Here is a 23,058-nt window from a genome sequence, read left to right as displayed (position 1 = left end):
GAAATCGGAGCAGTATGCCACGCCCGGGACGTCACCCCCCGAAAAATGTGAGGGGTCGTACGAGGCGGCAAACTGTGGGGTCAGTGCGCGATTAGAGCGATGCAGGCATCCGGCGTTCCGAATGCCCATCTGGCGCCATCGAATGCTCAGCGACGGGCTTCCGTCGCCATGCGCAGCGCCAGCGCCCCCAGCACGCCGCCCATCAGGTAGCGTTGAATGCGCACCCAAGCCGGGCGTTGACCGAGGAAGCGGGAAATGGTGCCGGCCGACAACGCAACGGATGCGTTGACGGCGACGCTCGCAACGATCTGCGTCACGCCGAGAAGCAGCGACTGCGTCAGGACGCTGCCATGTCCGGGATGCACGAACTGCGGGAGCAGTGCCAGATAAAGCATGGCAATTTTCGGATTGAGCACCGAGGTCAGCAGACCCATCGTGAAAAGGCGACGGTTGCTATCCTTGGGGAGCGTACGCATCTCGAACGGCGAACGGCCGCCTGGCTTGAGTGCCTGCCACGATAGCCAGAACAGATACAGCGCGCCGCCGAAACGCAGCGCATCATACGCGAACGGCACGGCGAACAGCAGGGCGGTAATACCGAACGCAGCGCACAGCATGTAGAAGACGAAGCCCAGCGCGACACCTCCTAGCGATACGAGGCCGGCGGCCGGCCCCTGGCATAGCGAGCGCGAAATCAGGTACATCATGTTCGGTCCCGGCGTCAGGGCCATGCCGATGGCGACCAGGGCGAAAGCCAGCCAGGTGGAGATCTCAGGCATTGTCGTGGTGTGCCGAACGCTCGATGCGTTCGAGTCTCTTGTAAAGGGCAGGCTGCACGATACCACGCCCGCCGCCAACACGCCGGTTCCGAAATACCGATCGGTCACATGACGCGAATTCAGCCCAGCCGTTTGAGAAAAACGGTCATTTCCTTCTCGGCCTGCCGGTCGCCGTGAGCTTGGGCGGCGGCGATGCCGCGTGTCCACGCGTCGCGCGCCCCGGTCGCGTCGCCTGCGCCCTGGCGAGCTTTGCCCAGCAGCTTCCATGCAGCGGTGTATGCGGGGTCGAACGCCACACAGTGCGCAAGATGATCGGCGGCCAGCGCGAAGTTCTGCGCATCAAGATAGGCCTTTCCGAGGCCGAAGCGCAGCAGCGCATTGTCTTTGCCCGCGGCCAGCAGTTTCTCGAGTCCTTCGATCATGATCCGAATATATTGAATGTATATATAAAAAACGTAATAAGATCACGCAGGCTCCCCCCAGTCACCCGCAGCATTCTGCCGTTGCTCGGTGCCACCCCAGGCGACTTCGCAAGGCGATTTCGTTTCGTGCCGGGTTTGTCCCGGCTTGTGCCGGTCGGTGCCGTTTCGTTGCGCAAGACGTCGCAAGCGCGAAATGCCCGATGCGTGACAGTTGATGTGAATCAATCCCACCGTCACCGGCACCTTGGCGCACAGGCACGTAAACCCTCAGGATGCTCAAGTCTGGCGTGCGAAGCGCCGATGTGACAAGTATGACCGGCCCGACAGAGGCCGGACAGGGGTGAGATACCCATCACGTAAGACGGAGACGACAGCATGTTTCGGAGCTTTTCGATCAAGGCGCGCCTGGGCATCACCATGGCGCTGTTGGCTGTTCTATTGATTCTGTTGGGCGCACTGGGCATCGCGGGCATGACGCGCACCGGCGATGCGCTTCGCGAAACGTATGCCAATCACCTCGCCGCCACGGTGGCGCTCGGCAAAGACAACGCCACCCTCGCGCGAACCCGCGCGATTCTCGATCGCGTGGTGCTGCATCCCGAATCGCCGGACGCCGACAAGGTTGCCGCACGCGCGCGCAGCATGATCAAGGACGCGAACGCCGCGTGGGTCGCGTATCAGGCGCTGCCGCATGGCGCCGAGGAGCAACGTCTGGCAAACGACGTCGCCACGCGCCGCGCGACATTCTTCGATCAGGGGATGAATCCAATGCTTGCCGCCATCGACGCGCGCGACCGCACCGCGATGGACGACATCACGATGAACGTGCTGCCCAGGCACTACGCCGCGCTCACCGCGGCAAGCGACGCGCTGGCGGCCTACAAGCTCAAGCTCGGACAGGACACCTACGAAGCGTCGATGGCGGAACTGACGGCGTTTCGCTGGCTGAGCATCGGCGCCACGGCGCTGGGCGTGCTGATGGCCATCGCGTGCTATTTCTCCCTGCGCGGTGCGATCATGCGTCCGCTAAAGGAGGCGCTCGCGCACTTCGAGAACATCTCCGCCGGTCAGCTCGACAACCCGGTGCAGGTGCGCGGCAAGGACGAAATGTCGATGCTCATGCGCGGACTGGAGATGATGCAGACGCGCCTGGCCGGCACGATTCGCGGCGTGCGCCATAGTTGCGACGCGATGGCGACGGCCACGGCGGAGATCTCGGCGGGCAATACCGATCTTTCGGCGCGCACCGAACAGCAGGCCGCGTCGCTGGAGGAGACGGCTTCCTCGATGGAGCAATTGACGGCAACGGTCAAACAGAACGCCGACAATGCGCGCCAGGCAAGCCAACTGGCCGTCAACGCTTCGGATATCGCGGCACGCGGCGCTCAGGTGGTGGCGCGCGTGGTCGACACGATGCAGGGCATCTCGGCGAGTTCGTCTCAGGTCGTCGACATCATCGCGGTGATCGACGGCATTGCGTTCCAGACCAATATCCTCGCGCTCAATGCCGCGGTCGAGGCCGCGCGCGCGGGCGAGCAGGGGCGCGGTTTTGCCGTGGTGGCCGGCGAGGTGCGCACGTTGGCGCAGCGCAGTGCCACGGCAGCGCGCGAGATCAAGACGCTGATCGAAGCGTCTGCCCAAAAGGTGTCCGACGGTTCAACGCTCGTGGCCGAGGCCGGGCGCACGATGGACGAGATCACGCAGGCCGTTCAGCGCGTGACCGACATCATGGGCGAGATCTCTGCGGCATCGGACGAACAGAGCGGCGGCATCGAGCAGGTGAATCAGGCTGTCACGCAGATGGACACCGTTACGCAGCAGAACGCGGCGCTGGTGGAGCAGGCGGCCGCCGCTGCGGCATCGCTGGAAGACCAGACGAACGCGCTGCGCGAGGAGATGGCGCGCTTCCGTCTGGGGGACGAAGGCGCGGCAAGCGGCGGTGGAAGACGCCCTGCACTGCACGCGGTCGGCGGCACGTCGCTGTCGCTCGCCGCGTAAAGCCCTCGCTTCGGTCCGGGGCATGGCGCCGTGAGGCGGAACCGGTGGGAACAAGCGCGATGAAGCGCAACAAAGCGCAAGTAAGCGCGATAAGGAGCGGCGGGCGAGAGGCGGGAAGAGGCGGGGCGTCCATGGCGGTGGCCCGCCGAACCGGGTAACATTGCCCATCTTTTGCTCAGTTGAGGGTGTCGAAGTATGAAGCGAGTGGCGCTGATGGCGACGGTGGCAGTGCTGGCTGGCCTGATGGCAGGCTGTGGCCCGATCAACCAGATGAGCCGGCCCGATCCGGCAACGGGCCGACTGCTCGACCAAGGCACCAGTGCCGACCGGTTCATGGTGCTGAATTGCATCTATCACGGCTGGAGCGAGCTTTCGACCAACGTGGATTCAACGAGCTACGCGCGTCAGGGCGCCGACCGTGTGCGCGTCTATCGCGGTCACGACAAGGACAACAACGCGATCTACAACCCGTACGTCGATATCATGCAGGGCGGTTTCGGCGCGCGTATCGAGTACTTCGAAATCCCGGGCAGCCAGCTGCCGCGCGACTACGAGAACACCGTCAAGCGCTGCATGGTGCCTTACGCGGGCAGCAACGACTGACGTCTCGCGGTACCCGAATGCAAAACCCCGGCGCGAAAGTGCCGGGGTTTTTTCATTGGGATGGCAGGTAGCCCCGTTGTGTTTCGCCGCCCGCGAAATCCCGATGCGGGGATGAGCCGTCCCCTTGAGTGACCTACGATTCGGCGTGCCCCGGACCGTGGAAGTCCTCGCGGGCTTCGACCACCGCTTTCACGATGCCCTGACGTACGAGGAAGTCACCGAATTTTTCACCGGCGTCGCGCGATGCCGAATATTGGCGGAACAACGGGGTCAACTCGGCAACGACCTGATCCTCGTTTAACGATTCCTTGTACAGCTTGTTCAGACGCTCGCCATGAAAGCCGGCGCCGAGGTACAGGTTGTACTTGCCGGGGGACTTGCCGACAAGTCCGATTTCCGCGAGGTAAGGCCGCGCGCAGCCGTTCGGGCAGCCGGTCATGCGCAGCGTGATCGGTTCGCCCGCCAGCCCGGCGTCCTCCAGCACCTTCTCCAGTCGCGTGACGAGACCGGGCAGGGCACGCTCGCTCTCCGCGAGGGCCAGACCGCACGTCGGAAAGCCGACGCAGGCCATCGAATTGATGCGTAGCGCGCTATGATGCTCGCCTTCAAGCAGGCCGTACGCCTTGACGAGCGCTTCGATGCGCGGCTTGTTTGCGTCGCTCACCCGGGCGACGATCAGGTTCTGATTGGCCGTGATTCGGAACTCGCCGTCGTGCACACCGGCAATTTCGCGCAGGCCCGTCATCGGACGATAGTCGCCCCGGTCCTTCACCCGCCCGTTCTGGATGAAGAGCGTGAGATGCCACAAGCCGTCCGCGCCCTTGCGCCATCCATATTGATCGCCGTTGGTGGTGAAGGCGAACGCACGCGCCGGGGCGAGATCCCAGCCGAGGTACCGGTTGAGCGTTTCACCGAACCATTCGACGCCCCGGTCGTCGATGGTGTACTTCAGGCGCGCATGCTTGCGATTCGTGCGGTCGCCGAAATCGCGCTGCACCAGCAACACTTTCTCCGCCACGTCCACGATCCGGTGCGCAGGAATGTAGCCGATGACCGTGCCCGTGCGCGGATACGTTGCTGCATCGCCATGCGTCATGCCCATGCCGCCGCCGACCGAGACGTTGAAACCTTCGAGCTTGCCGTCGTCGCCCACGATAGCGATGAAGCCAAGGTCGTTGGCGTATAGATCGACGTCGTTGTTCGGCGGAACGGCGATGGCGATCTTGAACTTGCGCGGCAAATAGTGCTTGCCGTAAATCGGTTCGAGGTCTTCCTTGCCTGCGCCCAGACGCTTGTCGCCCAGCCAGATTTCGCGATAGGCGCTCGTATGCGGCAACAGGTGCCGGTCGATCTTCAGGCACCAGTCCAGCGCTTCGGCATGTGCGGGTGAGAGGTGCGGATTGTTCGACACCAGCGTGTTGCGATTCACGTCGCCGCACGCCGCGATGCTCGTCATCGCGACCTCGTCGATTCCGCGGATGAGGGGGCGCAACTGGTGCTTGAGAACGTTGTGGTACTGCACGGTCTGACGCGTCGTCAGACGAAGCGTGTTGCCGCCGTATTGCTGCGCAAGCGCATCGAGTTTGCGCCACTGCGCCGGCGTGCACACCCCGCCGGGCATGCGCAGCCGGACCATGAACTGATAGGCAGGCTCCAGTTTCTGCTTCTGACGCTCGGCGCGCAGATCCCGGTCGTCCTGCATGTAGGCGCCATGGAACTTGAGCAGTTGCGCGTCTTTCTCGAAGATGGCGCCCGTAAGCGGATCGGCCAGCCCCTGGGCGATCGTGCCGCGCAGATAATTGCTGACGTCTTTGATCTTTTCGACTTCCGAGCGCGCCGCCGATTTGTCAGCGCTGCCGGATGGCGTCGTCTGAGTCATGGGGAATGCGGTCCCTGTTATCGGTGATGTTGCTGTTGTCCGGTATTGCCGGTGTTCTCGCGCGATTCAGTACACGTCGCGCTGATAGCGCTTTTCGCGCTGCAATGTCTTCACGTACTCCGCGGCCGTGTCGGGCGAGACCGCGCCATGTTCGGCGACGATGTCGACGAGCGCGGCGTTCACGTCGCGCGCCATTTGTCCGGCGTCGCCACAGACATAGAGGTACGCGCCTTCCTGTAACCACGCGTACAGCGTCTTGCCTTGCTCGCGCATGCGGTGCTGCACGTACACCTTGTCGCCGGTGTCGCGGGAAAAGGCGAGGTCGATCTTCGTGAGTGCGCCGTCCTTGACGTAGCGTTGCCACTCGCGTTGATAGAGAAAGTCGGTGCGGAAATTTCGATCGCCGAAAAACAGCCAGTTCCTGCCCGGCGCATCGAGCGCCTGACGCTCTTGCACGAAGGCCCGGAACGGCGCGACGCCCGTGCCCGGCCCAATCATGATGATGGGCGCATGGCTGTCCTGCGGCAGCTTGAAATTGCGGTTCGCCTCGATGTACACCGCCACCGACTCGCCTTCGCGCGCCAGGTCGGCCAGATATGTCGATGCGACGCCGCGGCGCGCGCGTCCGTGACTGTCGTATCGCACGGCGCCCACGGTGATGTGAACGGCGTCGGGGGTGGCGGCAAGGCTCGATGCGATGGAATACAGGCGGGGTTGCAACGTGCGCAGCGTGCCGACGAATTCGGCGGCCTTGACCTTGCGCGCGGGGAACTGCCGGACGACGTCGAGCACGTCGCGCCCATGCAGATAGTCGCGCAATGCCGTTTCGTTGCCGGCGGCAAGCAACGCCCCGAGTTCCGTCGATTCTGTCAGCGCCGCATACTTTTCGAGGAACGCGCGCGAGAGCGTGGTGATGTCGTAGGCGCTCAGAAACGCCTCGCGAAGCGATAACGTGCTGTCCTGCGTGGTGGTCGTGGCCTGCGGGTCCAGCGCGAGCGCGTCGATCAACGCGTCCACGAGCGCCGAGTCGTTCCTCGCCACCACGCCTAGCGCGTCGCCGGGCTCGTACGTGAGGCCCGCCCCTTCGAGCGAGAGTTCGATGTGATGGACTTCCTTGGACGAGCCGCGTCCGGACAGCGTGACGTTTTCGAGGACGGTCGCGTCGAACGGATGCTTGCGGCCGTACTCGTGCTGCGCGACGGCCGTCGACGTCATCCCGCCGGCGAGTGCAGCCAGTGTGAAGGTCTCGGTGATGTTCAGCGGTTTGGCGCCCTGGGATTGAGCGGGATGGCCGGCCGGGGAGGGGCCGGTCCGGGATGATGCGCACGGTGCGCATGCGTCGGCCGCAAGGCGCCCGAACGCTTCGAGCGCATCGTCGATCCAGCGCTCGGCGGGGGCGTCGTAGTCCACGTCGCTGTCCACGCGGGCGACGAGCCGCTCGGCGCCCAGCGCCGCAAGCCGTGCATCGAAGTCCTTGCCCGCCTGGCAGAACTTCTCGTAGCTGGAGTCTCCCAGCCCGAGCACGGCGAAGCGCGTGCCATTCAGTCTGGGAGCCTTGTCCCCGTGCAGGAAGTCGTGGAAGCCGCGGGCGTCGTCCGGCGGATCGCCTTCGCCTTGCGTCGACACCACGACGAGCAGCGACTTGTCGTTCTTCAGTCGCGACGCTCTGTAGTCGCCCATGGCGAACAGCTCGACCTTGAAGCCGGCAGCCGCCGCCCGCGCTTTCGCCTGCTCGGCGACTTCCTGGGCATGGCCCGTCTGCGAGCCGTAGAGAATGGTCAACTGGGCCGCCGCGCTGCCGGCGGTCGCGGCGGCCGGTGCCCGTGCGCCTGCGTATCGTACGGCGTGGTTGAGCCCGGCGAGAAAACCGCGCACCCATGCGAGTTGCTCGGCGGACAGGCCGTTCACCAGTTGGTTGAGTAACTGTGCTTGCTGGGCGGTAAGGGGCGTCTCTTGCATGGCAATGCGGGCTCCGGGCAACACCCATTCACCTTAGTCACCGGCCCTTAGAAATTAAAATAATAAAATTTAATCTTTATATATCCTTTTTCCATATAGGCATAAGGCGTGGGGGCAAACGGGAGCGCCCAATGCGTAATACGAATACGCATAAGTACGCGCGATAACGGCATGTTCGCTATCAAATCGAGGGAAGGTGACGCGAAATCGGGGTCGGATGCGCGCAGGATCGCGCCAATGCGAACGGGCGTTCGAGGCCCGCGGGGCAGGGGCTCGCAACCCATGCGACGGGCACCCCGCAAGGCCCCGTGCGACGGCTTTCCGGGGCGGTGGCTGCCGGGAAAACGTGCTATGCTCCTCGCCGTGATTGATCAGGTCCTTCCAAGCACCACTTGATTCTCGCAATCCGCTAATCGGTCAGGCCGTGTCGCGGAAGGTTTCGTAACCCGCTATTTCTCGAGACACTCGTAGAAAAGGTGAGCGCAAAATGAGTTTGATGGAACAATTCCAAGCGAACTCGTACCTCTTCGGCGGCAATGCCCCCTACGTCGAAGAACTGTACGAATCGTATCTTGATAATCCGGCTTCCGTGCCGGACAACTGGCGCCAGTATTTCGACGCGCTGCAAAACGTTCCCGCTGTTGATGGTTCCAACGCCAACGACGTGGCTCACGCCCCGATCGTGGAGTCGTTCGCCCAGCGCGCCAAGGCCAATGCCTTTGTGTCGCATGCCGGTGCTTCCGACCTGGCCGTCGCCCGCAAGCAGGTGCACGTGCAGTCGCTGGTCGCCGCCTACCGCTTCCTCGGCGCACGCTGGGCCAATCTGGACCCGCTCAAGCGCCAGGAACGTCCGGCCATCCCGGAACTGGAACCCGCTTTCTATGACCTGACCGAAGCCGACATGGACAGCGTGTACTCGGCCGAGAACACGTACTTCGGTTTCGAACAGGCCAGCCTGCGCGATCTGCTCAAGGCGCTGCGCGACACGTACTGCGGCTCGATCGGTGCCGAGTATATGTACATCAGCGATCCGGTGCAAAAGCGCTGGTGGCAGGAGCGTCTGGAGAAGGTGCGCGCCACGCCCAACTTCACCGCGGAAAAGAAGAAGCACATCCTCGAGCGTCTGACCGCCGCCGAAGGCCTCGAGCGTTATCTGCACACCAAGTTCGTCGGCCAGAAGCGCTTCTCGCTCGAAGGCGGCGAATCGTTCATCGTGGCGATGGACGAACTCGTGCACCATGCCGGCAGCAAGGGCGTGCAGGAAATCGTGATCGGCATGGCCCACCGCGGCCGTCTGAACGTGCTGGTCAATACCCTCGGCAAGATGCCGTCGGACCTGTTCGCCGAATTCGAAGGCAAGCACGTCGACGACCTGCCGGCCGGTGACGTGAAATACCACAAGGGCTTCTCGAGCGACGTCTCGACGACTGGCGGCCCGGTCCACCTGTCGCTGGCATTCAACCCGTCGCACCTTGAAATCGTGAACCCGGTGGTCGAAGGCTCGGCCAAGGCCCGTATGGACCGTCGCGGCGAAGCCGACGCGGCCAGCGTGCTGGCAGTCCAGGTTCACGGCGACGCCGCATTTGCGGGGCAGGGCGTCGTGATGGAAACGCTGAACCTTGCGCAAACGCGTGGTTACGGCACGCACGGCACGGTGCACATCGTCATCAACAACCAGATCGGCTTCACCACGTCGGATCCGCGCGATGCCCGTTCGACGACGTATTGCTCGGACGTGGTCAAGATGATCGAAGCGCCGGTGCTGCACGTGAACGGCGACGATCCGGAAGCGGTCGTGCTGGCGATGCAACTGGCCCTCGAATTCCGTCAGGAATTCAAGAAGGATGCCGTGGTGGACATCGTTTGCTTCCGCAAACTGGGCCACAACGAGCAGGACACGCCGGCTGTCACGCAGCCGCTGATGTACAAGAAGATCGCTCAGCACCCGGGCACGCGCGCCCTGTACGTCGAGAAGCTGGTCACGCAAGGCGTGATCACGGCCGAGGAAGGCGACGGTTTCGTCAAGGCCTACCGCTCGGCCATGGACGACGGTCACCACACGATCGATCCGGTGCTCTCGAACTACAAGAGCAAGTACGCCGTCGACTGGGTGCCGTTCCTGAACAAGAAGTACATCGACAAGGCCGATACGGCCGTGCCGCTCGCGGAACTCAAGCGACTGGCCGAGCGCATCACGACCATCCCCGAGAACTTCAAGGTTCACCCGCTCGTCGATAAGGTCATTAAGGACCGTCGCAGTATGGGCGAAGGCAAGCAGCCGCTCGACTGGGGCATGGGCGAGCATCTCGCTTACGCTTCGTTGGTCGCATCGGGCTTCGCCGTGCGCCTGACCGGTCAGGATGCCGGCCGTGGCACGTTCACGCACCGCCACGCCGTGCTGCACGATCAGAACCGTGAGCGCTGGAACGACGGTACCTACACCCCGCTGCAACACGTCGCCGATGGCCAGGCCAACTTCACGGTGATCGATTCGGTGCTGTCCGAAGAAGCCGTGCTCGGTTTCGAATACGGTTACTCGACCGCCGAGCCGAACACGCTGGTGCTGTGGGAAGGCCAGTTCGGCGACTTCGCCAACGGTGCGCAGGTCGTGATCGACCAGTTCATCTCGAGCGGCGAAGTGAAGTGGGGCCGTGTCTCGGGCCTGACGATGCTGCTGCCGCACGGCTACGAAGGCCAGGGTCCGGAGCACTCGTCGGCACGCATGGAGCGCTACCTCCAACTGTGCGCCGATACGAACATGGAAGTGGTTCAGCCGACCACGCCGGCACAGATCTTCCACGTGTTGCGTCGCCAGATGATCCGTCAGCAGCGCAAGCCGCTGATCGTGTTCACGCCGAAGTCGCTGCTGCGTCACAAGGAAGCCGTGAGCGATCTGTCGGAACTCGTCAAGGGCGGTTTCCAGACCGTCATCGGCGAAACCGACGCCACGATCGACGCCAACAAGGTCAAGCGTGTCATCGCCTGCTCTGGCCGCCTGTACTACGACCTGATTGCCCGCCGTCGTGAAGAGAAGTCGACCGACGTCGCGATCATCCGCGTGGAACAACTCTATCCGTTCCCGCACAAGGCGTTCCAGAACGAGCTGAAGAAGTACGAAAACCTCGCCGAAGTGGTGTGGGCTCAGGACGAGCCGCAAAACCAGGGTCCGTGGTTCTACATCGAGCACCACCTGCTCGAAGCCATGAGCGCTGGTCAGAAGCTGGCATACGCCGGCCGTCCGGCATCGGCCTCGCCTGCGGTGGGTTACTACGCCAAGCATTACGAACAGCTCAAGTCGCTGCTCGACGTTGCTTTCGGTCGCACCCTGAAGGGCGCGACGGCGGCGCAGTAACCGGTTAGGTCTTACAGCGGTCGTCCTCCCCCAGGGACGGCCGCTGCCGTATTTCCGAATTGAACGTTTATCGAATCCAGGATCCAGAAATGGCCATTGTTGAAGTCAAAGTCCCCCAGTTTTCCGAGTCGGTTTCCGAAGGCACACTGCTCGACTGGAAGAAAAAAGTCGGTGAAGCATTCGCTCAGGACGAAACCATCATCGAAGTCGAGACCGACAAGGTCGTGCTCGAAGTGCCGGCCCCGGCGGCTGGCGTCCTCGTCGAAGTGTCCGCCGCCGCCGGCGACACCGTGACGTCGGAACAGATCATCGCCAAGATCGACACCGAAGCCAAGGCGGGCGCTGCTGCGCCGGTCGCTGCCAAGCCGGCCGAAGCCGCCGCGCCGGCGGCTGCCGCACCGGCCGCTGCCCCCGCAGCCGGTGGCGCTTCGGGCAATATCGCCAGCCCGGCGGCCGCGAAGGTGCTGGCCGAGAAGAACCTGTCGGCCGGCGACGTCGCCGGTTCGGGCCGCGACGGCCGCGTGACCAAGGGCGACGCCCTGGCTGCCGGCGCCAAGCCCGCTGCGGCTGCCGCCTCGTCGATCCCGGCCCCGGCACAACGCGCCGCACTGCCGTCGGTTGCTGCCCCGGTGGGCCGCGACCAGTCGCTCGAAGGCCGTCCGGAACAGCGCGTGCCGATGTCGCGTCTGCGCGCCCGTATTGCCGAGCGTCTTCTCCAGTCGCAACAGACCAACGCCATTCTGACCACGTTCAACGAGGTCAACATGAAGCCGGTGATGGATCTGCGCAACAAGTACAAGGACAAGTTCGAGAAGGAACACGGCGTGAAGCTGGGTTTCATGTCGTTCTTCGTCAAGGCCGCCGTCCACGCGCTCAAGAAGTACCCGGCCGTGAACGCCTCGATCGACGGTAACGACATCGTTTATCACGGCTACTTCGACATCGGTATCGCTGTGGGCTCGCCGCGCGGTCTGGTGGTGCCGATCCTGCGCAATGCCGACCAGATGAGCCTGGCCGACATTGAAAAGAAGATCGCCGAGTACGGCAAGAAGGCCGCCGACGGCAAGCTGTCGATCGAAGAAATGACCGGCGGTACGTTCTCGATCTCGAACGGCGGTGTGTTCGGCTCGATGCTCTCGACCCCCATCATCAACCCGCCGCAGTCGGCCATTCTCGGCGTGCACGCCACGAAGGACCGCCCTGTCGTGGAAAACGGCGAGATCGTCATCCGTCCGATGAACTACCTCGCCATGAGCTACGACCACCGTATCATCGACGGTCGCGAAGCCGTGCTGAGCCTCGTCGCCATGAAGGAAGCGCTGGAAGATCCGGCACGCCTGCTGCTCGACCTGTAAGCGTTAGCGCGCACTGCGCGGTGGCGCCCGGCCATGTTCGACATGGCCTGCGCGCCGCGCCTCCCCCTGCCGTCAACCTTCACTGAGTCTCAAAATGGCAAACAAAGAATTTGATGTAGTCGTTATCGGCGCCGGCCCCGGCGGTTATATTGCCGCGATCCGTGCCGCTCAACTCGGCTTCTCGGTCGCTTGCGTCGAGAAGTGGACCAACCCGGCCGGCAAGATGGTGCTGGGCGGCACGTGCCTGAACGTCGGTTGCATTCCGTCGAAGGCGCTGCTCGCCTCGTCGGAAGAATTCGAGAAGGTCGGTCACCACCTGGCCGACCACGGTATCAGCACGTCGGATGTCAAGATCGACATCGCCAAGATGCTCGCGCGCAAGCAGCGCATCGTCGACAAGATGACGGGCGGTATCGAATACCTGTTCAAGAAGAACAAGATCACGTGGCTCAAGGGCCACGGTGAGCTCAAGGCCAAGAGCGACGGCGGCTACCAGATCGACGTGAAGGGCGAAGCGCCCGAAACGGTCACCGCCAGGAACGTGATCATCGCCACGGGTTCGAAGGCCCGCCATCTGCCGGGCATGCCGGTCGACAACAAGCTCATCTCGGATAACGAAGGTGCGCTCTCGTTCGAGACGGTGCCGAAGAAGCTCGGCGTGATCGGTGCCGGTGTGATCGGTCTGGAACTGGGCTCGGTGTGGCGCCGTCTGGGTGCCGAAGTGACCGTGCTCGAAGCCATGCCGGAATTCCTGGCAGCCGCCGATGCCGGCGTGGCCAAGGAAGCGGCCAAGCAGTTCAAGGCGCAGGGTCTGGACATCAACGTTGGCGTGAAGGTTGGCGAAGTCAAGACCGGCAAGGACAACGTCACGATCAACTACACGGACAAGGACGGCAAGGCGCACACGCTCGAAGTCGACCGCCTGATCGTGTCCGTCGGCCGCGTGCCGAACACGGACGATCTGGGCCTGGGCAACATCGGTCTGGCGACCGATGAGCGCGGCTTCATTCCCGTGGACGAGCACTGCCGTACCAAGCTGCCGAACGTGTACGCGATCGGCGACGTGGTGCGCGGCCCGATGCTCGCGCACAAGGCCGAAGATGAAGGCGTGCTGGTGGCCGAAGTCATCGCCGGCCAAAAGCCGCACATCGACTACAACTGCATTCCGTGGGTGATCTACACCTCGCCGGAAATCGCATGGGTCGGCAAGACCGAGCAGCAACTGAAGGCCGAAGGCCGTGAGTTCAAGCCGGGTCAGTTCCCGTTCACGGCCAACGGCCGTGCGCTGGGCATGGGCTCGTCGGACGGTTTCGTGAAGGTGCTGGCCGATGCCAAGACCGATGAAATCCTCGGCGTGCACGTGATCGGCCTGAACGCTTCGGATCTGATTGCCGAAGCCGTGGTGGCGATGGAGTTCAAGGCGGCGTCGGAAGACATCGGCCGTATCTGCCATCCGCACCCTTCGCTGTCGGAAGTGATGCGTGAAGCCGCACTCGATGTCGAGAAGCGTGCACTGAACAAGTAAGCCGTTTTCGCTTACCTGTATGAACAAAGGCGAGGCAACTCGCCTTTGTTTTTTCCCCGATTTCCTTTGCCCCCCGGCGCGGGACGCCGCCGCACTGCATGAACGTTCGCGAATACTACCAACAGGAATTGGCCGCGCGCGGCTACAAGCCCGACGAGGCGCAAGAGCGGGCGGTCGAGCGCTTGCAGAAATGCTACGACGAATGGGCGGCGTACAAGTCGAGGCGCTCGAACGCGCTGAAGAAGTGGCTCGTGCATCCGGAACTGCCCAAGGGTGTATATCTGTGGGGCGGGGTGGGCCGCGGCAAGAGCTTCCTGATGGACAGTTTTTACTCGGTCGTGCCGTTACAGCGCAAGACGCGTTTGCACTTTCACGAGTTCATGCGCGAAGTGCACCATCAACTGCAGGCCCTCAAGGGGCTGCCGGATCCGCTCGACGAATTGGCCAAGCGTATCGCCAAACGTTACCGCCTGATCTGTTTCGACGAATTTCACGTGTCCGACGTGGCCGACGCCATGATTCTGCACCGTCTGCTGGCCGAACTGTTCAAGAACGGCGTGCAGTTCGTCATGACATCGAACTATCGTCCCGACACGCTGTATCCGGATGGCCTGCACCGCGATCGCGTGTTGCCCGCGATTCGTCTGCTCGAAGAGAAGCTCGACGTGCTCAATGTCGACGCCGGGATCGACTATCGCCGTCGCACGCTCGCGCAGGTGCAGGTCTATCACTACCCGCTCGGCAACGAGGCGAACCGCGCCTTGCGGGCCGCGTTCAGAGAGATCGCCGGCGTGCCGGACGAAAGCCCGCTGCTGCATATCGAGCAGCGCGAACTCAAGGCGCTGCGTCGCGCGGGCGGGGTCGTGTGGTTCGACTTCCATACGCTGTGCGGCGGCCCGCGCTCGCAGAACGACTATCTGGAGCTGGCCAATCGCTTCCACACGGTGGTGCTTTCGGATGTGCCGAAAATGACGCCGCGTATGGCCTCGGAGGCGCGTCGCTTCACGTGGCTCGTCGACGTCTTCTACGACCACAAGGTCAAGTTGCTGATGTCGGCGGAAGTGCCCGCCGAGGCGTTGTACACGGAAGGCACGCTGGCCCACGAGTTCACGCGGACGGTCTCACGTCTGGTGGAAATGCAGTCGCTGGAGTACCTCGAAGCGCCGCGTCGTGTGGTGGACACGTCGCTGACGTGATTCAACGTCCCCGTTCCGTACGCCCTCGCTGTCGCGCGTCCGGCGGCGCGGAGGGCGGCGGGGGAGGCGGCGATTGCCGTTGTTCGCGGATGTGGTTGTAGATGTCGCCGCGCAGGTCGCCCTGGGGCCGGACTTCCTGGGGTTGCGGCCGAGACGGTCCAGACCGTGCGCCGCCATGGTTATCTCCGCGTCCGTTAGGACGTTCGGCGCCTTGCGCGAACCAGCCCTGGAAGAATCGGCTGCCCGACGACGATTCGGCCGCCGCGCCGAAGGACATCCCCCACGATGCACCGGCCAGCATGACGGAACATAGCATCCGGACAAGTCGGGCATGACGCGTCGTGCGCATGGTGCCACCTCCTTGTCGGTTGACTGCCCTGAATTGCCTTGAATGGCCGAAAGCGCGCCGCGCACGAGCGAATCCGCCGGGTGAGCAGGCTCCTCTGCGCGACGCAGCCATTGCGGCTACGCTTCGAGATTAAGAGCACCGCGGTCTGCGTGCTGTAAAGATTTGTAAAGCAATGTAAGCCGATAGGCGGTCGTCGCGATACGTCGCCTACCATGCGCTGTTTTGATTGCCGGAGTTTTGCCATGCGTAAGCTTTCCATTGCCGTTGTCGCACTGGTCGTCATACTGGGGCTGCTTTTCGGCACGCCGTACTACACCTTGTGGCGTGCGCGAGATGCCGCCAATGCGCGCGACGCCGACACGTTGTCGTCGTACGTCGACTATCCCGCCGTGCGCGAGAGCCTGAAGACGAGTCTTCACGACGAGCTGGCGCGTCAGATGGACAAGCAGCGCGGCAACGCCTTTGGCGCGCTGGCGCTGGCCCTTGGTGGCTGGGTGTCGGACCGCGTGGTGGAAGCGCTGCTCACGCCCCAGGCCGTCGCCGCCATGCTGCGCGGCGACAGCACGGGGTTGCCGCCTGCGCCCGGCGCACCGGCGCCGCGAGACGTGACACCTCCCCCGGCCGAGGCGAGCGCGCCGCCAGCACCACCTGCATCACTGGCATCACCCGCGTCACCGCCTTCGAACAGTGACGCGAATTCTTCGTCCGCAGCGGGCGCGGGATCCCCGGAAAACAAGCCGCCGCGCACCACCACGACCACCGAGTTTCAGGACTTCAATCACTTCCTCGTGCACGTGTCGCGCAGCGACCGTCCCGAACGGGTCGTGACCTTCACGCTGACACGACGAAATCTCGTGCAGTGGCGTTTGACGGCGATCGCGTTGCCGCCGTTGTAATCCCTTGTATTGGTAGCCATCTTGAATGCCATTCTGAATGCGGTGTCCTGGCGACGCCTTTGTGTCGCCGCCATGTTGACGGGCAATGCGCTCGCCGCCGTGGCGGGCGCCGATCTATCTTCGCCCGTGGGCGTTTGGCGCATCGTCGACGAGACGGGCGACCCGAAGGCACTCATCACGATCAGCGAACAGAACGGCGAAATCGTGGGGGCGCTGACCCGCAGTCTCGGCAGGCCGGACGGCCTGGAGCGCCGCTGCACCGAATGCACGGACTGGCGCAAGGACAAGAAGCTTCAGGGGCTGCAAATCATTCGCGGCTTGCACAAGGACGCGGACAGCGACGAATACGTCGGTGGGAAAATTCTTGATCCCGACAGCGGCAGCGAATACGGCTGCAAGATGCGGGTCGTCGCAGGTGGCAAGAAACTCGAAGTTCGAGGCTATTTCGGCATCTCTCTGCTGGGCCGCACACAGACCTGGATTCGCGAGCCGTAACCTCATCCTCCAATGGGGCTTCCGACGTTGCCGGGCTAGAGGACTTCCTCAGCACGACGTCACGCCTTTGGCGTAATCTTCAAAGCGACTCACGCGTGGAAGACCTGCACCGGGTGCCTGTTTTTCGGGGCGTGTCCTTCGCGGCTACGGTGAGTCCTACGACAATCAATTCCGTATCCGGGAGGATGACAATCATGATGCAGATGGCTAACGCGACGTCGTGGCGACGTCTGGGTGCTCACGCACTCGTTGCAGTGGCGCTGTTGGGTGGCGTGGCAAAGGCGGCGATGGCGGCCGACGAGAATTCGCCGGTGGGTGTGTGGAAGACCATCGACGACGCGACCGGCAAGCCCAAGGCACTCGTCACCATCTCGGAAAAGGATGGCGAGTACGTGGGCGTCATTACCAAAGGCCTGGGGCCGAACGACGATCCGGAGCGTGTGTGCGAGAAGTGCACCGACGCGCGCAAGGGCCAGAAGATGCTCGGCATGCAAATCATTCGCGGCATCAAAAAGGATGGCGACGAATACAGTGGCGGCTACATTCTCGATCCCGAGAACGGCAAGGACTACAAGTGCAAGCTGACCGTGATCGACGGCGGCAAGAAGCTCGACGTGCGCGGCTTCATCGGCATTTCGCTGATCGGCCGCACGCAGACCTGGATTCGCGAGCAATAACCCGCGACAGCCATCGAAGATTCGATGCAACAAGACCCGGACGAGGTTTCGTCCGGGTCTTTGCCGTTTACGATGTTTGCGACTTCTACGACTTCTACGACCTTTACGACGTGACGCCGCGCACGCCGCACATGTCGTCACGCGACGCCTTGCGTTTCGGCAGCCTGTCGAACAGCGCGTGAATCATTTCCGGCATGGCGTGTTTCCCGATGGCGCCGCGAATGCCGCGAGCGGGCGACGTGCGCGAGGTTGTGTCAGCCGCTGCGTCGTGGATCGGGGAAGCCGGCTCGTCGCATGCAACAGGAGCGGCAGGGGGCGACGCCGCGGGTAAGCCGATGCGTTGGCCGACCGGTCGTGGAATCATCAGCCGCGAGGCCCATCCCATCGCCTTGCCGATGAACGGGGTATGCATGGCCAGATGTTCGGCGCTTTTCACCGTCGCCTGCACCAGAGAGAGCGCTTCGCCTTGCACGTAGTACGCCTTGATACGCGACGCGGCGGGAGACGCCGAATGCCGCGCCACGGTCCGATTGTGAAGACCTGCACTGTCGAACGTCAGACCGCTCGAACCCGGAACGACGGACGTTTGTGCCGTCGCCAGGCCGCCGCCAAGCGAGTGGCCGGTGAAGACCAGATTCGTCGCGCCATACTTCCATGCGAGCGATCTTGCCAGCCCGATGGCCCGGGTGTACTGGCTGGAGGCGAGTCCGAGCGCCTGCCGCACGTTCTGCATCCAGTCGATGGCCGCGCGCCCCGCGATACCCATCTCTGTGCCGCGGTTTGCCACAACGATCTTGCAGCTGAGCGTGTCGGAATAGATTGCCGCGAAGTGGCCCGACTGTTCCGGGCCGTTGTCGTCGTGACTTTCCAGACGCCGCACACGCGCGGGCAAGATCTGCGGCACGGCGTGATCGAAATAGACGTCGTAGTTGATGAGCGCAGCGGCCATCACGTTGCGCTGTTCCAGCAAATCGGCGGGGATGTCGCGGTGTCCTCTCGCTTCGATCCAGGCATCGATCCTGTCGACATGCTGCGCGATGTGCACCAGCTTCGACGTTTTCTGTGCGGCGTCGTGTGCCGCATCGGCACCGACGAGCGGCGTCATTTGTGAAAGGACGTTGCGATAGGCGCTCGCTTGCTGGCGGCCGTCTGTGCTCGATACCGGGGCGGGGGTCGCGCCGGTGGTGTGTCGCACTGTATCGCGCCACGCTTGCTTGAGCTTGCGCAGGTGACTGTGCAATGCGCGCGGAATGCCGGTCGACGGTGTGATATCTGGCCGCGGACGCGGCCCGACGCGTTGGAGCGTGCGTCTCCACTCGTCGCTCGCGAGGCGGTGCTCGCAGGCGTGCTCCGACCATGGGGATGGCATCGCACGCGAGTGCACGTCGAGCATGTCGAGCATGTCGACGGTGCCGACGGTGCCGACTGTGCCGATGGGTTCCACCGTGCCGATGGGGCCGACGGTCCCCGCCGTGCCCGTCACGTTGGCAATGCCGGTGGTGTCGATCGTGTCGATGTGCGCCGTGTCGGGCAAGGTGTCGCCGGTGGGATCGTGAACCGGCTTGTTCGCGGCAGTGGGGCTGAAGAGATTGAGATACAGCGTGGGGCTGAGCGCCCTGGGAGGAATGTGCATGAGAGTCGTCGTCGCGATGGTGACCCCCCGCGCGTGGTACGACCCCGGCTCGTGGCCGGGGGCATGACACATCGCGGAGGCAAAGGCGAGCGATTCTGCGCGAGGCCGGTGTTTCCGGAAAATCAGGAATGGCTCATTTTCGGCGTTGCCATCGTGGCGCGCCGACGAATCCATGCCGAACGAAAATGCAAACGACAACGCCCGGGCAGTGTCGCTTCACTGTCCGGGCGTTGCCGTCCTGCACCGTTCGTCAGCGCCTGCGCTCTGCGAACGTCCCCCTCGCGATCTTCCCCGCGATGACTTGCCGGTTACTTCGCCGAACCGCCGAGCAATCCCGTCACCGGTGCCAGCAGGCTGCCTGCGCCGGCGGGACTACCCGAACCGGCACTGGCCAGCGAGGTGAGCGGTGTCGTGACCGTACTCAGCAATGTCGTGACAGGCGCCAGCGGGTTTGCGGCGCCGGTGCTGCCCGGCCCGCCCGGCCCGCCAGTGGCACCGGTGATAGCGGTGAGCCCCGGTACGCCGCTCAACAGTCCGGTGACGCTGCCCAACGGATTGCCGCCGGACGATCCCGCGCCGTGGGCCACACCGCCAAGCAACCCGGCAATGGGGCCGAGCGGGTTGCCCGACGATCCTGTCGTGCTACCCAGCCCCCCCAGCCCCCCCAGTCCCCCGAACAGGCCCGTGAGCGCACCGAGTGGATTGTTACCGCTGCCCGCGGTGGGCGTCACGGTCGTATTGCCGACGTTCGCCAGCACGTTACCCAGCGCGTTCGGACTCGTTGTTCCGGTCGAGCCCGAGAGCAACCCACCGGCGCTTGTCACGGTATTGCCGAGCGCCATGATCGGGTTGCCGAGACTGGCGACGACGCCGTTCGGCGCCCCTGCCTTGACCTGAGCGCCGGTCGAGTTCAATGTGCCGCCCAACGTCCCGAGCAGCCCCGCCACCGGCGCACCGAGGCCGGTGGCGTTGCCGACGGTCTGTGTGGTCGTCACGACCGTATTCGTGATCGGCGTGATCGCCGACGAGAGGGCCGCCGTCGCCTGAACGACCTGAGGACTCGTGAGTGCCTGCGTGAGGGCTTGTCCGCCGTTCACGCCGCCCTGACCAACGGTCGTGACGACGTTGCCCAGCACGCCCGTCAAGGTGCTGAGCGGCGTGTTGGCGAGCGGGCCGCTGTAACCGATACCCGTCACGCCACTGCCGAGCGACTTTGTAGCATTGCCGAGGTCCGACACGACACCGCCGGTGCTCGCAAGTGTGGTGCCCACCGGATTGGCGCCGGTCGTGCCCAACTGACCGAGCCCGTCGCCCACGCCCTTGCCCAGATCGGTGAGCGCCTTGCCGGTCTGCGAAGCGGCACCGCCGAGGCCCTGCATGACCTGCGGCGAAACGCCGGGAAGGGTTGTGTTGGACACCTGATCACCGAGCGCGCTCACTACCGAGCCGACCGAGCTGACGACGCCGTTGCTGCTGGAGGTCGGGTTGGTCGGCGGGGTCGGATTCGTGGGCGTGTCCGGATTGTTTGGGTTGTTGGGGTTGTTGGGGCTGTCACCCGTGGCGCCGCTGCCGCCGCCCGAGCTGGAGCATCCGGTGATACCGAGCGCGCCGGCGACAAGTGCGGCGAGGCACAGGGGGCGCAGAATCTTCGACATGATGTACCTCCTCGATGGGGGACATTGGGTCGCATGCGCACCGGGCGCGCGACCGGCCACCCGGCTCAGGTTTTTGACGACGTGCCGCGCGTGTTCGACACCAGGCCGGCGATGTCCTGATCGGCTTCGAAGCGCAGGCGGAACGTCTCGCTCTTGAGCGTGCGAATGCTCTGCACCAGAAAGTCGTGAATCGCGGCGAGTTCGCTATGGTCATACGCGGCGCTCACGGCGGTGAGTTCGCGCGACACCGACGACAGGAACTGCTCGATCTGCGCACAGCGCTCTTCGATCGGGTGAATCATGACCATGCGGCGGTCGTGCGGGTTTTTTTCGCGCTCGACGAAGCCCGCGCGCTCCAGCCGGTCGATGACGGTCGTGATGCCGCCGGAGCTCACCCCCATAAGTTCGGCGAGCTGCCCAGCGGTAATCGATTCGAGTTCGAGAATCAGATCGAGCGCGTTCAGATCGGTGACGTTCAGGCCAAGCTGTTCGGCCAGCGCGGCGTGATAGAGCGCGGTGTACACGGCGAGCCGGCGTCCGAGCGAGCGGACGATGCCGGCGACGAGATCGTTGCGGTTCGTGTGTCGGTCGCTCATGGTGCCGTGCGTTCCGTTCGTTCCGTTCGTTGCATGGGCCGGCGCACCCGTCGGGACCGGTGCGGAGGCGGCGTCCGTGTCGGTGCCGTACGTGTGGCGGCTGGGGGCGTAACCGTTGCCGGCGTCGCGCATTGCCAGCGGTTCGGAGGTTTGCGGGGCGGATTCGCCATGACCGCGCATCAGAACGCCGGTGTCGGATATGAAGCGGGCCATGGCATCTCCTTATCGATGGTTATCGGTGGTTGTCGGTGGTTGTCGCGCACCCGGCGCGAGGCGCGCCGGGCCGCTCGTCGAACGATTTACTTGCCGACGCTGGCAACGCTGCCGAGCAGGTTCGTGACCGGCTGCACCAGGATCAGCAGACCGTTTGCACTGCCGGTGCTGCCACCTGCGCTGCTCGTCACGCCGGAGAGCAGGCTGGTGACGGGGGCGAGGGGACTGCTGCTGCCACCGCCCGAGGTTGCGCCGCCCAGAGCGCCGAGCAGGCTGGTGACGGGGGCGAGCGGGCCGCTGCCGCCAGTGCCGCCGAGGCCACCCAGCAGGCCGGTGACAGGGGCGAGCGGGCCGCTGCCGCCGCCAAGCAGGCCGGTGAGCGAGCCAAGCGAGCCGAGGGAACCGAGGGGGCTGGCACTGCCGCCACCGCCGGAGGCCGTGTTTCCGAGACCGCCGAGCAACGAGCCGAACGGATTCGCCGAACCGGTCGACGTCGAGCCGTTCACGAAACCGCCCAGCGTTGCGACCGTATTCCCGGTCGCCGTGACGGTGTTGCCGAGCGACTTCACGACGCCGTTCGAGGACGTTGCGCCGATCTGGCCGCCCAGGCCGGCGACCGTATTCCCCGTCGTGATGAGCAGGCCATTGAGCGGGCCGCCAAGCCCCGTCGTGTTGCCGACCGTGCGAGTGGTGTCGGAGACGACATTGGTGATCGGATTCACGGCCGAGGAGAGCGTTTGCGTCACCTGCGCCACCGGGCCGCCCGAGAATGCCTGGCTCGCGATGGCGCCCCCGGCGATGCCGGCCTGTCCGACGGTGCCCACGACATTGCCTACGGCGCCGACCAGCGTGTCGACCGGAGTGTTCTGGAGCGGGTTGCCCTTCGTGATGCCGGCGATACCGCTACCCAGTTGCACGCCTGCGTGGCCAAGATCGGTAATGGCAGGCGCCACACCGACCTTGAGCGTGGTGCCCACGGTATCGGCCGACGTGCCGCTTTGGCCGAGGCCCGCGCTCACCCCGTTGCCGAGATCGCTGACAGCGTTACCCGTGCTCTTGAGCGCGCCGCCCATGCCTTGCGACGTTTGCGAGGACACGAGCGGAAGCTGCGTGCTGGCCACCTGGTCGCCCAGCGCGCTCACGACGTTGCCTGCCGAGCTGACGACGCCGCCCGCGCCCGCTGCCGTCGTACCGACGGCATTCGGCGTGCCCGTCGTGCCGGTCGAGGTGGCGCCGCTGCCGCCGCCGCCGCTGGAGCAACCCGTGAGGGCGATGACGGCGATGGCGGCCGAAGCGAGAAGCGTGCGTTGAAGTGCGTTGCTCATGATGTTTATCTCCCTTGATCGTTCTGAGTGTCGGCTGGCGGAGGACCGCTCGATGGCGCCGTTGGTTTGCGTGACTTACCGTCCGGGACTGCTATTTCCATTGGATAAACCGGGGCCGTTCGCTGTGATGCCGTCGTGCGGGGCGCCCCGG

17 protein-coding genes are annotated in these 23,058 nt (G+C 64.3%); 9 read left to right on the top strand and 8 right to left on the bottom strand.

The features are described 5' to 3' along the window. Window positions 1–146: 146 nt before the first annotated feature. Window positions 147–779 (bottom strand): LysE family translocator, encoded by a 633-nt coding sequence (locus tag AB870_RS13000; RefSeq protein ID WP_047905039.1) that lies wholly within the window; start codon window positions 777–779, stop codon window positions 147–149. A gap of 119 nt (window positions 780–898) precedes the next feature. Further along, window positions 899–1,201, bottom strand: coding sequence for a hypothetical protein (locus AB870_RS12995; protein WP_047905038.1), 303 nt, complete (start codon window positions 1,199–1,201; stop codon window positions 899–901). 375 nt (window positions 1,202–1,576) lie between these two features. Between AB870_RS12995 and AB870_RS12990 the strand changes: the two genes are divergently transcribed. Continuing rightward, on the top strand, window positions 1,577–3,199 hold the full coding sequence (locus tag AB870_RS12990; protein ID WP_047905037.1) for a methyl-accepting chemotaxis protein: 1,623 nt from the start codon (window positions 1,577–1,579) through the stop codon (window positions 3,197–3,199). A gap of 195 nt (window positions 3,200–3,394) precedes the next feature. Further along, a complete protein-coding gene (locus tag AB870_RS12985) occupies window positions 3,395–3,802 on the top strand; it encodes a hypothetical protein (RefSeq protein WP_047905036.1) in 408 nt (135 codons plus the stop codon). Window positions 3,803–3,935: 133 nt separating this feature from the next. On the opposite strand, the gene AB870_RS12980 is transcribed toward AB870_RS12985, so the two are convergent. After that, window positions 3,936–5,681, bottom strand: coding sequence for an NADPH-dependent assimilatory sulfite reductase hemoprotein subunit (locus AB870_RS12980; RefSeq protein ID WP_047905035.1), 1,746 nt, complete (start codon window positions 5,679–5,681; stop codon window positions 3,936–3,938). 66 nt (window positions 5,682–5,747) lie between these two features. Then, window positions 5,748–7,640, bottom strand: coding sequence for a sulfite reductase subunit alpha (locus tag AB870_RS12975; protein ID WP_047905034.1), 1,893 nt, complete (start codon window positions 7,638–7,640; stop codon window positions 5,748–5,750). 496 nt (window positions 7,641–8,136) lie between these two features. Here AB870_RS12975 and AB870_RS12970 point away from each other — a divergent pair, with 496 nt between their 5' ends. The 7 genes from AB870_RS12970 to AB870_RS12940 all read left to right on the top strand — a co-directional run bounded on the left by AB870_RS12970 (window position 8,137) and on the right by AB870_RS12940 (window position 17,485). Continuing rightward, window positions 8,137–10,992: a 2-oxoglutarate dehydrogenase E1 component gene (locus AB870_RS12970; protein WP_418303963.1), complete on the top strand. Its 2,856-nt coding sequence runs from the start codon at window positions 8,137–8,139 to the stop codon at window positions 10,990–10,992. Window positions 10,993–11,081: 89 nt separating this feature from the next. Beyond that, window positions 11,082–12,347, top strand: a complete 1,266-nt coding sequence (gene odhB / locus AB870_RS12965; protein ID WP_047905033.1) for a 2-oxoglutarate dehydrogenase complex dihydrolipoyllysine-residue succinyltransferase — start codon at window positions 11,082–11,084, stop codon at window positions 12,345–12,347. 94 nt (window positions 12,348–12,441) lie between these two features. Continuing rightward, the gene (gene lpdA, locus AB870_RS12960) at window positions 12,442–13,872 is read left to right on the top strand and encodes a dihydrolipoyl dehydrogenase (RefSeq protein WP_047905032.1); all 1,431 of its coding nucleotides are present in this window, start codon (window positions 12,442–12,444) and stop codon (window positions 13,870–13,872) included. A 98-nt stretch (window positions 13,873–13,970) separates the two neighbouring features. Next, the gene (gene zapE, locus AB870_RS12955) at window positions 13,971–15,068 is read left to right on the top strand and encodes a cell division protein ZapE (protein ID WP_047905031.1); all 1,098 of its coding nucleotides are present in this window, start codon (window positions 13,971–13,973) and stop codon (window positions 15,066–15,068) included. Between the two features lie 591 nt (window positions 15,069–15,659). Further along, window positions 15,660–16,313, top strand: coding sequence for a DUF2939 domain-containing protein (locus AB870_RS12950; protein ID WP_053059357.1), 654 nt, complete (start codon window positions 15,660–15,662; stop codon window positions 16,311–16,313). Between the two features lie 72 nt (window positions 16,314–16,385). Next, window positions 16,386–16,808 carry a DUF2147 domain-containing protein gene (locus AB870_RS12945; RefSeq protein WP_047905030.1) on the top strand — a complete coding sequence of 141 codons (423 nt, stop codon included), beginning with the start codon at window positions 16,386–16,388 and terminating at the stop codon, window positions 16,806–16,808. Between the two features lie 194 nt (window positions 16,809–17,002). Then, window positions 17,003–17,485: a DUF2147 domain-containing protein gene (locus tag AB870_RS12940; RefSeq protein WP_157112314.1), complete on the top strand. Its 483-nt coding sequence runs from the start codon at window positions 17,003–17,005 to the stop codon at window positions 17,483–17,485. Window positions 17,486–17,588: 103 nt separating this feature from the next. On the opposite strand, the gene AB870_RS12935 is transcribed toward AB870_RS12940, so the two are convergent. The 4 genes from AB870_RS12935 to AB870_RS12920 form a co-directional block, all read right to left on the bottom strand. Next, window positions 17,589–19,118: a Tle-like phospholipase domain-containing protein gene (locus AB870_RS12935; RefSeq protein WP_157112313.1), complete on the bottom strand. Its 1,530-nt coding sequence runs from the start codon at window positions 19,116–19,118 to the stop codon at window positions 17,589–17,591. A gap of 308 nt (window positions 19,119–19,426) precedes the next feature. Beyond that, window positions 19,427–20,773: a collagen-like triple helix repeat-containing protein gene (locus AB870_RS12930; protein WP_053059355.1), complete on the bottom strand. Its 1,347-nt coding sequence runs from the start codon at window positions 20,771–20,773 to the stop codon at window positions 19,427–19,429. A 65-nt stretch (window positions 20,774–20,838) separates the two neighbouring features. Further along, the gene (locus tag AB870_RS12925) at window positions 20,839–21,582 is read right to left on the bottom strand and encodes a MarR family winged helix-turn-helix transcriptional regulator (protein WP_053059354.1); all 744 of its coding nucleotides are present in this window, start codon (window positions 21,580–21,582) and stop codon (window positions 20,839–20,841) included. An 86-nt stretch (window positions 21,583–21,668) separates the two neighbouring features. Then, the gene (locus AB870_RS12920; RefSeq protein ID WP_053059353.1) at window positions 21,669–22,907 is read right to left on the bottom strand and encodes a collagen-like triple helix repeat-containing protein; all 1,239 of its coding nucleotides are present in this window, start codon (window positions 22,905–22,907) and stop codon (window positions 21,669–21,671) included. Between the last annotated feature and the right edge of the window lie 151 nt (window positions 22,908–23,058).

The organism is Pandoraea faecigallinarum, assembly GCF_001029105.3.
Classification (GTDB): Bacteria; Pseudomonadota; Gammaproteobacteria; order Burkholderiales; family Burkholderiaceae; genus Pandoraea; species Pandoraea faecigallinarum.
The sequence above is the reverse complement of the archived record's forward strand: the minus strand, read 5'-3'. Positions and strand labels throughout refer to the sequence as shown.

Coding starts and splice junctions, on each gene's coding strand:
- AB870_RS13000 (WP_047905039.1), bottom strand. CDS start 779: ATGCCTGAGATCTCCACCTGGCTGGCTTTCGCCCTGGTCGCCATCGGC.
- AB870_RS12995 (WP_047905038.1), bottom strand. CDS start 1,201: ATGATCGAAGGACTCGAGAAACTGCTGGCCGCGGGCAAAGACAATGCG.
- AB870_RS12990 (WP_047905037.1), top strand. CDS start 1,577: ATGTTTCGGAGCTTTTCGATCAAGGCGCGCCTGGGCATCACCATGGCG.
- AB870_RS12985 (WP_047905036.1), top strand. CDS start 3,395: ATGAAGCGAGTGGCGCTGATGGCGACGGTGGCAGTGCTGGCTGGCCTG.
- AB870_RS12980 (WP_047905035.1), bottom strand. CDS start 5,681: ATGACTCAGACGACGCCATCCGGCAGCGCTGACAAATCGGCGGCGCGC.
- AB870_RS12975 (WP_047905034.1), bottom strand. CDS start 7,640: ATGCAAGAGACGCCCCTTACCGCCCAGCAAGCACAGTTACTCAACCAA.
- AB870_RS12970 (WP_418303963.1), top strand. CDS start 8,137: ATGGAACAATTCCAAGCGAACTCGTACCTCTTCGGCGGCAATGCCCCC.
- odhB (WP_047905033.1), top strand. CDS start 11,082: ATGGCCATTGTTGAAGTCAAAGTCCCCCAGTTTTCCGAGTCGGTTTCC.
- lpdA (WP_047905032.1), top strand. CDS start 12,442: ATGGCAAACAAAGAATTTGATGTAGTCGTTATCGGCGCCGGCCCCGGC.
- zapE (WP_047905031.1), top strand. CDS start 13,971: ATGAACGTTCGCGAATACTACCAACAGGAATTGGCCGCGCGCGGCTAC.
- AB870_RS12950 (WP_053059357.1), top strand. CDS start 15,660: ATGCGTAAGCTTTCCATTGCCGTTGTCGCACTGGTCGTCATACTGGGG.
- AB870_RS12945 (WP_047905030.1), top strand. CDS start 16,386: ATGTTGACGGGCAATGCGCTCGCCGCCGTGGCGGGCGCCGATCTATCT.
- AB870_RS12940 (WP_157112314.1), top strand. CDS start 17,003: ATGATGCAGATGGCTAACGCGACGTCGTGGCGACGTCTGGGTGCTCAC.
- AB870_RS12935 (WP_157112313.1), bottom strand. CDS start 19,118: ATGCACATTCCTCCCAGGGCGCTCAGCCCCACGCTGTATCTCAATCTC.
- AB870_RS12930 (WP_053059355.1), bottom strand. CDS start 20,773: ATGTCGAAGATTCTGCGCCCCCTGTGCCTCGCCGCACTTGTCGCCGGC.
- AB870_RS12925 (WP_053059354.1), bottom strand. CDS start 21,582: ATGGCCCGCTTCATATCCGACACCGGCGTTCTGATGCGCGGTCATGGC.
- AB870_RS12920 (WP_053059353.1), bottom strand. CDS start 22,907: ATGAGCAACGCACTTCAACGCACGCTTCTCGCTTCGGCCGCCATCGCC.